The following is an 8,714-nucleotide window of genomic DNA, read 5'->3' on the forward strand; positions in this document are numbered from 1 at the left end:
GGTCCATGATCTCCTGAACCAGCGCAACGAGTTTGACGCGCGCCTCGTCGCGGCGCTGGAAGCTTTCGATCGGCAGGTAGGCGTCGACGTAACACAACGGGTCGGTACCGCGCTCCAACTCGTGGTAATAATGCGCGAACCGGGAGTCCAACTGGTTGCGGAACTTCAGCCCGATCAGGCAGGCGGTCGAGGTGTAGATGGTCAACTCGGCGAAGAAGTCGAGTAGGTCGATCTCACCCTCGTCGCCCCAGTTGGCGATCATCCGCTTGACTTCGCCCTCGATAGTGACCGCGTGGCCCTTCATCTGCTCACCGCGCAGCGCCGAGTTGTGCAGCATCTCCTTGCGGCGCTCGGGACTGGCGTCGAAGACCACGCCCTTGCCGAAGATCGGCGTCATGAACGGATACGCCTCGGCCTGGTCGAGATCCTCGTCGGCAGAACGGAAGAAGAACTCGTTGGCGCCTGCGCCGGATAGCAGGATGACGTGTTTGTCTGCCAGCTGGAACCAGCCCACGTCGCCGCATTCGTCGCGGGTGCGCTGCATCAGGCCGATCGGATCGGTCCGGAACTCCTCGAGATGACCGTGCTCTTCTTCGCCGCCGGAAACCCGGGGCACGATGGCGGTTGTCATGACGGCGATCCCTCTTCTCCGAGTGCGAGCTTCTGGCGATCTTTGTTGTCGGTCAGCGGGGCTTCCGGCTGAATTTCCATGTTGACCACGAAACCGCCCCTTGGTGTTTCGGCGACGAACGCAATTGCCCGGGCGAGATCGCTGGCCCGCAGGAAGTAGTCGTGGCGGGCCTGACCCCACTTGGCCCAGTCCTCCAGCGCCGGGCCGATCGACTCGGCGGGCAGACTCCAGCCCATCGCGGTCTTCGTCGGGCCGGGGTGCACGATCGATGCGCGCACGCCGGTGCCCTCGAGCTCCATCTGCAGGTTCGTCACCATGGCTACCAGCGCGGCCTTCGCGGCGCCGTAGGCGCCCATGTGCGGGCGTTGCCGCAGCGCGACGTCGGAGCCCACGAAGATCAGGTCGCCGCGTTGACGTTCGACCATGCCCGGAAGCACCGCGGTGGCCAACCGGTTGGCCCCGATCAGGTGGATCTGGATCTGCGATTCGAAAGTGGCGGTGTCGATTTCGTGTAGTCGCCCGAAATAGGTGTCGCCGGCGCCGGTGACCAGAACCTCGATGTCGCCCAGCTGCTCGGTGGCCTGGTGCACGAATCCTTTGACCGACTCGGCGTCGGTGACGTCGAGCGGCAGCGCGATCGCCTCGCCGCCGTCGGCGCGGATCTTCTCGACAATCTCCTGACACTTCTCGACGCGCCGCGCGCCCAACGCCACCGGGAATCCATGAGCGCCCATCTCGACGGCGGTGGCCGCTCCGATACCCGACGATGCGCCGGCAACAATCGCTGGCCTGCGGGCCGGATGTGGTTCGAAGCGTGGCATTTACCGGACCTCCACGGCCATGGGTAGGTGGGCGAACCCGCGGACATTGCTGGAATGGACGCGGACGGCGTTGGCCTCGTCAACCCGATATCCGCGGATTCGCTTGAATAGTTCGGTGAGCGCTACCCGGGCCTCCATCCTGGCCAGGTGAGCGCCCAGGCAGAAGTGCGCGCCGCTCCCGAAACTCAGTAATTTGGAACCGATGTCGCGCCCGATCACATAGTCGTCGGGATGGTCGAACGCCCGCTCGTCGCGGTGTGCCGAACCGGGCAGCAGCAGGAGAACGTCGCCCTCGGGAATCGTGGTGCCGTAGAGGGTGAGCTCGCCGGAGACGGTGCGGGCCAGGATCTGGCTGGACGTGTCGTAGCGCAGGGTCTCCTCGACCCATTGCGGCACCAGCGACAGGTCCTGATAGACCGGGGTCAGCTGATCAGGGTTCTTATGACCCCAAAAAGCGGCATTGGCAAGGAGTTTGGTCGTGGTCTCGTTGCCCGCGATCACCATCAGGAACATGAAGCCGAGAATTTCCTCGTCGGTGAGCCGGTCACCGTCGATTTCGGCCTCCAGCAACGCTGACGTGAGGTCGTCGGTCGGCTTCTTGCGGCGCTCGGCGATCATCTGTTGGTAGTAGACGATGAGGTTGATCGACGCCTCGATCGCCGAAGCCGGCACGTCGTTGACCCCGTCGTCGCGATGCATCACACCGTCGGCCATGGCGCGGATCCGGTCGCGGTCGGGTTCCGGCACACCCATCAGTTCGGAGATGACGTCCATCGGTAGCTTGCCGGCGAATTCCGCGACGTAGTCGACGGCTACGCCAGAACTCGCGTTCTCCAGCATGGTGTCGAGGTGTTGCACGGCGAGCTCGGTGACGCGAGGCTCAAGCTCCCGGATCCGTCTCGGGGTGAAGCCCTTCGATACCAGCGTGCGCAGTCGCAGATGGGCGGGATCGTCCATCGCCAAAAACGACATCGTCTTCGATGCGTGCGGTCCGCGCGACACCGGGTCAAGCGAGACGCCATCGCGGTTGGACAGCGTGGTGCTGTTGCGAAATCCCTGGTGTACGTCGCGGTGTCGCGAAAACGCCCAGAAGCCGAGTTCTTCGTTGTGGTAGAGCGGGGCCTCGTCGCGCAGCCGCCGGTAATACGGATACGGATCCTCGTGGAAGTCGTAGTCGTATGGGTCGAGGAGCGGCTTGTCGATCTGAAGGGTCATCGGTCTTCCCCGGTTTTCAGAATGAGACCGACCGCGTAGCCAAGATGGTCGGCGATCTGGTGATAGGTGTAGGCCCCACTGGCGGCGTTGACCAGCGCGCCAAAGAACGTCATCTCGAGTACGGACACAGTGCGGGTATCGGCTTCCGGCCCAATGGCCGAAGTGATGCGGCGGTGGATTTCGGCGCCGATCCGGTCGCGCGCGGACCGTACCGCCGGGTCTCCGCCGCCACTGAGCAATGCCGTCGTGCACGCCGCGGCAACCTCTGGTTCGTCGGCGACCACCAGCGCCAGGTGACGCAAGGCCTTGTCCACCCGGATCGGCATGGGCACGTTGACGTCAGTGAAGTAGGGGACCTGTCGCACCAGATCCAGGTAGACCTCGGCGATCAGGTGGTTTTTCGACGAGAAGTAGGTGTAGGCGGTCGCTGGGGCGACCTTGGCGCGAGCAGCAACGGCGCGAACCGTGAGGTCGGTATAGGAACTCTCCCGCAGCACCTCGACGCCTGCGGCCAGCACCTTGCGGAACGTCTCTTCCTGGCGACGGTTGCGCGGCACTTCCCGGGCCGGGCTGCCGGCGGCGGGAGTTACCGCGACTATGGAATCGCTGGACACATGTCTAAGTTATCCGATACCTGCGAAGCGAAGCAAGACCAGTCGGTAAAGTACCTGAATAATTGGGTTCCATCCGCTTCCTTGGCAGACCCACTCTTGCACTTGGATGGACCAGGCGACTATGGTTCGTCTGAACTATTCCGGACAAGTGTCCACCGTTACGAGGCGCGGAGGCAAAGATGGCACTGCTGGCCGACGGCGTAAGCGCTCTGCTCATCGACGGCAAGCTGACCAGCGGCGGCGGGGGCACTTTTGCCACGATCAACCCGGCCACCGAGGAAGTCCTGGGTGCCGCGGCCGACGCCGACGCCGAGGACATGGGCCGCGCCATCGAGGCGGCGCGACGGGCGTTCGACGAGACGGACTGGTCACGTAATACCGAGCTGCGGGTGCGGTGCGTGCGCCAGCTCCGCGATGCCATGCAGCAGCACCTCGAAGAGCTACGGGACTTGACCATCGCCGAAGTCGGCGCGACGCGGATGCTCACCGCAATAGCTCATCTCGAAGTCCCGGTCAACGATCTGGCTTTCGCGGCAGATACGGCCGAATCGTACGAATACAACCAAGATCTCGGCGAGGCCTCGCCGATGGGCATCCCTACCCGGCGCACGATCGTCCGGGAGGCCGTCGGCGTCGTCGGCGCCATCACCCCGTGGAACTTTCCGCATCAGATCAATCTCGCCAAGATTGGGCCTGCGCTGGCCGCGGGCAACACCGTGGTGTTGAAGCCCGCCCCCGACACACCCTGGTGCGCTGCGGTGCTGGGGGAGCTCATCACCGAGCACACCGACTTTCCAGCCGGCGTGATCAACATTGTCACCTCGAGCGATCATGGCGTAGGTGCGTTGTTGGCCAAAGACCCTCGGGTGGACATGGTGTCGTTCACCGGGTCGACAGCCACCGGCTGCAGCGTGATGGCCGACGGGGCCGCGACCATCAAGAAGGTCTTCCTCGAGTTGGGCGGCAAGTCGGCGTTCATCGTGCTTGACGACGCCGATCTGGCCGGTGCGGTTGGCGTGGCGGGATTCTCGGTGTGCATGCACGCCGGGCAGGGATGCGCGATCACGACCCGGCTGGTGGTGCCACGGGTGCGGTATGACGAGGCCGTTTCTATTGCGGCCGCAACAGTGGGCGGGATCAAGGCCGGCGACCCGACCGACCCCGGAACCATTTGCGGGCCACTGATTTCGGCCCGACAGCGCGATCGGGTGCAGGGCTACCTCGACTCAGCGATCGCTGAGGGCGGGACGTTCGCGTGCGGAGGAGGCCGGCCGGCCGACCGTGACGTCGGTTTCTTCATCGAGCCCACCGTGATCGCGGGGCTGGGCAACGACGCCCGCTGCGCCCGCGAGGAAATCTTCGGCCCGGTTCTGACGGTGATTCCCCATGACGGCGACGATGACGCTGTTCGCATTGCCAACGACTCGCTGTACGGCTTGTCTGGCACCGTATTTGGCACTGACCCTGATAGAGCGGCGCGGATTGCCGCGCGGGTCCGGGCGGGCACGATCAATGTCAACGGCGGCGTCTGGTACTCAGCCGACGCGCCATTCGGCGGTTACAAGCAGTCCGGGAACGGCCGCGAGATGGGTCTGGCCGGTTTCGAGGAGTACTTGGAAACCAAAACTATTGCGGTTGCTGTCTGACGTGCCGAGTGTGGGCTAATGACACGCCCTGGGCCAAAAACCGTGTCATAAATCCACACTCGACGGAAAGGGAAACATGCGGTTCGACAACAAGGTCGCCATCGTCACTGGATCGGGTGGTGGTATCGGCCAGGCGTACGCGGAGGCGCTGGCCCGCGAGGGTGCGGCAGTCGTCGTGGCCGACATCAATGCAGAGGCAGCCGAAGGGGTAGCCAAGCAGATCAGCGCCGACGGCGGCACAGCCATCAGCATTCCGGTCGACGTGTCCGACCCCGCCTCCGCCAAGGCCATGGCCGACCGCACACTGTCCGAGTTCGGCGGCATCGACTACCTGGTGAACAACGCCGCGATCTTCGGCGGCATGAAGCTGGATTTCCTGGTCACCGTTGACCCGGAGTACTACAAGAAGTTCATGAGCGTCAACCTCGACGGCGCGCTGTGGTGCACCCGTGCGGTGTACAAGAAGATGGCCAAGCGCGGCGGCGGAGCGATCGTCAACCAGTCATCCACCGCGGCGTGGCTCTACTCCAACTTCTACGGCCTGGCCAAGGTCGGCCTCAACGGCTTGACTCAACAGCTGTCCCGTGAGCTAGGCGGCCAGAACATCCGGATAAACGCGATCGCGCCCGGCCCCATCGACACCGAGGCCAACCGGACCACTACTCCCAAAGAGATCGTCGACGATATCGTCAAGGGGCTTCCGCTATCCCGGATGGGAACGCCTGACGATTTGGTTGGCATGTGCTTGTTCCTGTTGTCCGATGAGGCATCCTGGATTACCGGTCAGATCTTCAACGTTGACGGCGGACAGGTGATTCGATCATGACCGCCGGCGACGATGCAGAGCTTCGCGATGAGGAGGAGCGCCGCGTATGACTGAACACGTAACTCTCGGGTACATCGGGCTGGGAAACATGGGCGCTCCGATGGCCAAACGGATGATCGAATGGCCGGGCGGTGTCACGGTTTACGACATCAGGACCGAAGCCATGACGCCGCTGGCCGCGGCGGGCGCGAGTCTGGCCGACAGTATCGCCGACGTCGCCGCCGCGGACATCGTCCACGTCACCGTGCTCGACGACGCTCAGGTGCGTCAGGTTGTCGGTGAACTGGCCGCCCACGCCAAGCCGGGCACCGTCATCGCGATCCATTCGACCATCAGCGACACCACCGCCGCGGAATTGGCTGACGAACTCAAGCAGCAGGAAATACACATCGTCGACGCGCCCGTCAGTGGTGGTGCGGCTGCCGCCGAGAAGGGCGAACTCGCCACCATGGTCGGTGCCGAGCGCGACGTCTACGAGCGGATCAAGCCGGCGTTCAAGCAGTGGGCGTCGCTGGTGATCCACGCCGGAACCCCGGGCGCGGGGACGCGAATGAAGCTGGCCCGCAACATGTTGACGTTCACCTCCTACGCCGCGGCGTGCGAAGCCCTCAAGCTGGCGGAAGCGGCTGGACTGGATCTGCAGGCGCTGGGTCGAGTGGTGCGTCACACCGACGCGCTCACCAGCGGGCCGGGCGCCATCATGGTCCGCGATGATATGAAAACTCTTGAGCCAGAGCACTTTCTGTATCTGCCGTTTCTGCATACCCGCGGTCTCGGCGAGAAGGATCTGAGCCTGGCGCTGGCGCTGGGTGAGGCGGTGTCGGTGGAGCTCCCGCTGGCCCAGCTGGCCTACCAGCGGCTGGCCGACGGCCTCGGCGTACCGCACACAGAGAAAGAGACGTAAATGGACGAGCTGCGTCGTAAAGGCCTCGAGAAGATGAACGAGGTCTATGGCTGGGAGATGCCCAACATCGAGGGCGACGCGTACTTCGACCTCACCGTCGATCACCTGTTCGGCAGCATCTGGACCCGACCGGGATTGTCGATGCGCGACAAGCGCATCATGACGCTGACGGCGGTCACGGCCGTCGGAAATCGCGACCTTGCCGAGATCCAGATCAACGCCGCGCTGCTCAACGACGAACTCAGCGAGACCGAACTCAAGGAGATGGCCGTCTTCCTGACCCACTATCTCGGCTTCCCGCTGGGCTCGGCGCTCAACGGCGCCGTCGACACCGTCGTGGCGAAGCGCAAGAAGGCCGCGGCGAAGGCCGGCGGCGAGGACAAGAAGGCCAACGTCGAAGGCGCGCTGAAGATGCACTCAGGGGGCGAGCGCGACTGACGGTTTAATAGGGCTCGCCGCCTTCGGGCATCACGTACTCGGAGGTCGGCGCTGAGACACCGTTGACCGTTGTTCCGCCGTTAATGATTCCCGGGGCCATTTCCAGCATGTTGTGCGGAAACCCGAAAGTCGGTTTGGTGAGCGTGTCGAGCCGGGCCAGTTCGTCGGCGCCGAGGCTCACATCGACGGCTCGGATGTTGTCGTCGAGTTGCGAGAGCCTGCGTGCCCCGATGATGACGGAAGATACGGCAGGCTGTGCGTGGACCCAGGCAAGCGCCGCGCTGGCAACGTTTGTCTCGTGCGCCTTGGCGATGATCTCGAGTTCGTCGACGACCGCGTAGGTCTCCTCGGTGAGGAAGTTATCGACGAGCGCGCCGCGATCGGCGTTGTGCTGGCCATCATTTCGTCGGGTGTATTTACCACTGAGCACGCCGCTTTTCAGGGGCGACCAAGGTGTGATCCCGAGGCCGAATTCCCTTGCCATCGGGACCAGTTCCTGTTCGACGTTGCGTTCCAGTAGCGAGTACTCGACTTGCAGGCCGACGAAACTCGACCAGCCCCGGAAGCGGGCGATGAGGTTGGCTTCGGCGATCTTCCACGCCGGGGTGTCCGAGACGCCGATGTAGCGAACCTTGCCGGCCCGAACCAGATCGTCCAGTGCGGCCATCGTCTCCTCGATGGGGGTATTCGCATCCCAGATGTGCAGCCAGTAGAGGTCGATGTAATCGGTTTGGAGGCGCCGCAGCGAGTTCTCGCAGGCGCTTATCAGCGATTTGCGGCCCGAGCCGCCGCCGTTGGGGTCGCCCGGATATAAGTTGCCGCTGAATTTGGTGGCGATCACCACGCGGTCGCGTTGGGCGCTATGGCGGCCGATATGGTCGCCGATGATCTTTTCGGAGTGGCTCCTAGTGTAAAAGTTGGCGGTGTCGACGAAGTTGCCACCCAGTTCGATGTAACGGTCGATGATCTCTTGGGACTCTTCGACGCTGGTGCCCCAGCCGAGGTCTTCTCCAAACGTCATTGCTCCCAGGCATAAGGGGCTGACCCGCAGGCCGGAGCGTCCGAGTGTCACATATTGATCCAGAGGCATGGTGACCGCTTTCTGGTAGATTGTTCGGCTATGCGCTTGTTCATATCTAAACTAGTTCATCTCTGAACGATCTGGCAAGTCGATGTCTTCCATCGATGCGGCGAAGATCTGGTCGCTGAATTACCGGGTGCTGTTGTCGGTCATCTCGTGCGCCGAGGCTGATATCTGCGCGCTGGGGCTCGAGTCCAAAGAGCTGTTCCTGCTGGCCGAGGTCGATGAGCACCCCTACCCTGCCGAACTGGCTGCGGCCTTGAGCATGCCCAAGGCGACGGTGACCGTCTACCTCAAACGGCTCGAGGCGGCAGGATTTGTCCGCCGTGAGATCGACCCTGCCGATCTGCGGCGCCATCGCATTCTGCTCACCCAGGCCGGACGCAAAGCCGCCAAGGACGGTCTCGTGCTGCTCTCGAACGAGTTCAACAAGCGGCTCGAGCGCCTCACCGCCGCGCAGCAAAAGGACCTCAAAAACCTGCTCGAAAGAATTCTTGGACAGCCTTAACTCGAGACGCAGGGTATAGCGGTTTACGGG

General features: G+C 63.5%; 9 protein-coding genes and 1 pseudogene. 5 read left to right on the top strand and 5 right to left on the bottom strand.

Annotation, left to right across the window (positions count from 1 at the left end; translation table 11 throughout):
* The 4 genes and pseudogenes from WAN71_RS08970 to WAN71_RS08985 all read right to left on the bottom strand — a co-directional run.
* Window positions 1–631, bottom strand: a pseudogene (locus tag WAN71_RS08970) (cytochrome P450); the annotation flags it as partial.
* Window positions 628–1,452 (bottom strand): SDR family oxidoreductase, encoded by an 825-nt coding sequence (locus WAN71_RS08975; RefSeq protein ID WP_422224992.1) that lies wholly within the window; start codon window positions 1,450–1,452, stop codon window positions 628–630. The pseudogene WAN71_RS08970 and the gene WAN71_RS08975, both read right to left, overlap by 4 nt.
* Complete coding sequence (locus WAN71_RS08980) at window positions 1,453–2,667, bottom strand: cytochrome P450 (protein ID WP_422224993.1); 1,215 nt, start codon at window positions 2,665–2,667, stop codon at window positions 1,453–1,455.
* The gene (locus tag WAN71_RS08985; RefSeq protein WP_422224994.1) at window positions 2,664–3,281 is read right to left on the bottom strand and encodes a TetR family transcriptional regulator; all 618 of its coding nucleotides are present in this window, start codon (window positions 3,279–3,281) and stop codon (window positions 2,664–2,666) included. Before WAN71_RS08985 ends, WAN71_RS08980 begins: the two co-directional genes overlap by 4 nt.
* A gap of 179 nt (window positions 3,282–3,460) precedes the next feature.
* Here WAN71_RS08985 and WAN71_RS08990 point away from each other — a divergent pair, with 179 nt between their 5' ends.
* The 4 genes from WAN71_RS08990 (at window position 3,461) to WAN71_RS09005 (ending at window position 7,095) form a co-directional block, all read left to right on the top strand.
* Window positions 3,461–4,927, top strand: coding sequence for an aldehyde dehydrogenase (locus tag WAN71_RS08990; RefSeq protein WP_422224995.1), 1,467 nt, complete (start codon window positions 3,461–3,463; stop codon window positions 4,925–4,927).
* Window positions 4,928–5,003: 76 nt separating this feature from the next.
* Window positions 5,004–5,753: an SDR family oxidoreductase gene (locus tag WAN71_RS08995; protein ID WP_422224996.1), complete on the top strand. Its 750-nt coding sequence runs from the start codon at window positions 5,004–5,006 to the stop codon at window positions 5,751–5,753.
* A 46-nt stretch (window positions 5,754–5,799) separates the two neighbouring features.
* A complete protein-coding gene (locus WAN71_RS09000) occupies window positions 5,800–6,657 on the top strand; it encodes an NAD(P)-dependent oxidoreductase (RefSeq protein ID WP_422224997.1) in 858 nt (285 codons plus the stop codon).
* On the top strand, window positions 6,658–7,095 hold the full coding sequence (locus WAN71_RS09005) for a carboxymuconolactone decarboxylase family protein (RefSeq protein WP_422224998.1): 438 nt from the start codon (window positions 6,658–6,660) through the stop codon (window positions 7,093–7,095).
* Between the two features lie 4 nt (window positions 7,096–7,099).
* Here the strand turns inward: WAN71_RS09005 and WAN71_RS09010 are convergent, their stop codons facing one another.
* Entirely contained in the window at window positions 7,100–8,185 is a 1,086-nt protein-coding gene (locus tag WAN71_RS09010; protein ID WP_422224999.1) for an aldo/keto reductase, read from the bottom strand.
* 82 nt (window positions 8,186–8,267) lie between these two features.
* On the opposite strand from WAN71_RS09010, the gene WAN71_RS09015 reads away from it, so the two are divergent.
* The gene (locus WAN71_RS09015; protein WP_422225000.1) at window positions 8,268–8,684 is read left to right on the top strand and encodes a MarR family winged helix-turn-helix transcriptional regulator; all 417 of its coding nucleotides are present in this window, start codon (window positions 8,268–8,270) and stop codon (window positions 8,682–8,684) included.
* Window positions 8,685–8,714: the final 30 nt, after the last annotated feature.

The organism is Mycobacterium sp., assembly GCF_049280035.1.
In the GTDB taxonomy this organism is placed as follows: Bacteria; Actinomycetota; Actinomycetes; order Mycobacteriales; family Mycobacteriaceae; genus Mycobacterium.

Bases quoted from the DNA above. Each gene is read 5' to 3' on its own strand.
- WAN71_RS08975 (WP_422224992.1), bottom strand. From the start codon at position 1,452: ATGCCACGCTTCGAACCACATCCGGCCCGCAGGCCAGCGATTGTTGCC.
- WAN71_RS08980 (WP_422224993.1), bottom strand. From the start codon at position 2,667: ATGACCCTTCAGATCGACAAGCCGCTCCTCGACCCATACGACTACGAC.
- WAN71_RS08990 (WP_422224995.1), top strand. From the start codon at position 3,461: ATGGCACTGCTGGCCGACGGCGTAAGCGCTCTGCTCATCGACGGCAAG.
- WAN71_RS08995 (WP_422224996.1), top strand. From the start codon at position 5,004: ATGCGGTTCGACAACAAGGTCGCCATCGTCACTGGATCGGGTGGTGGT.
- WAN71_RS09000 (WP_422224997.1), top strand. From the start codon at position 5,800: ATGACTGAACACGTAACTCTCGGGTACATCGGGCTGGGAAACATGGGC.
- WAN71_RS09005 (WP_422224998.1), top strand. From the start codon at position 6,658: ATGGACGAGCTGCGTCGTAAAGGCCTCGAGAAGATGAACGAGGTCTAT.
- WAN71_RS09010 (WP_422224999.1), bottom strand. From the start codon at position 8,185: ATGCCTCTGGATCAATATGTGACACTCGGACGCTCCGGCCTGCGGGTC.
- WAN71_RS09015 (WP_422225000.1), top strand. From the start codon at position 8,268: ATGTCTTCCATCGATGCGGCGAAGATCTGGTCGCTGAATTACCGGGTG.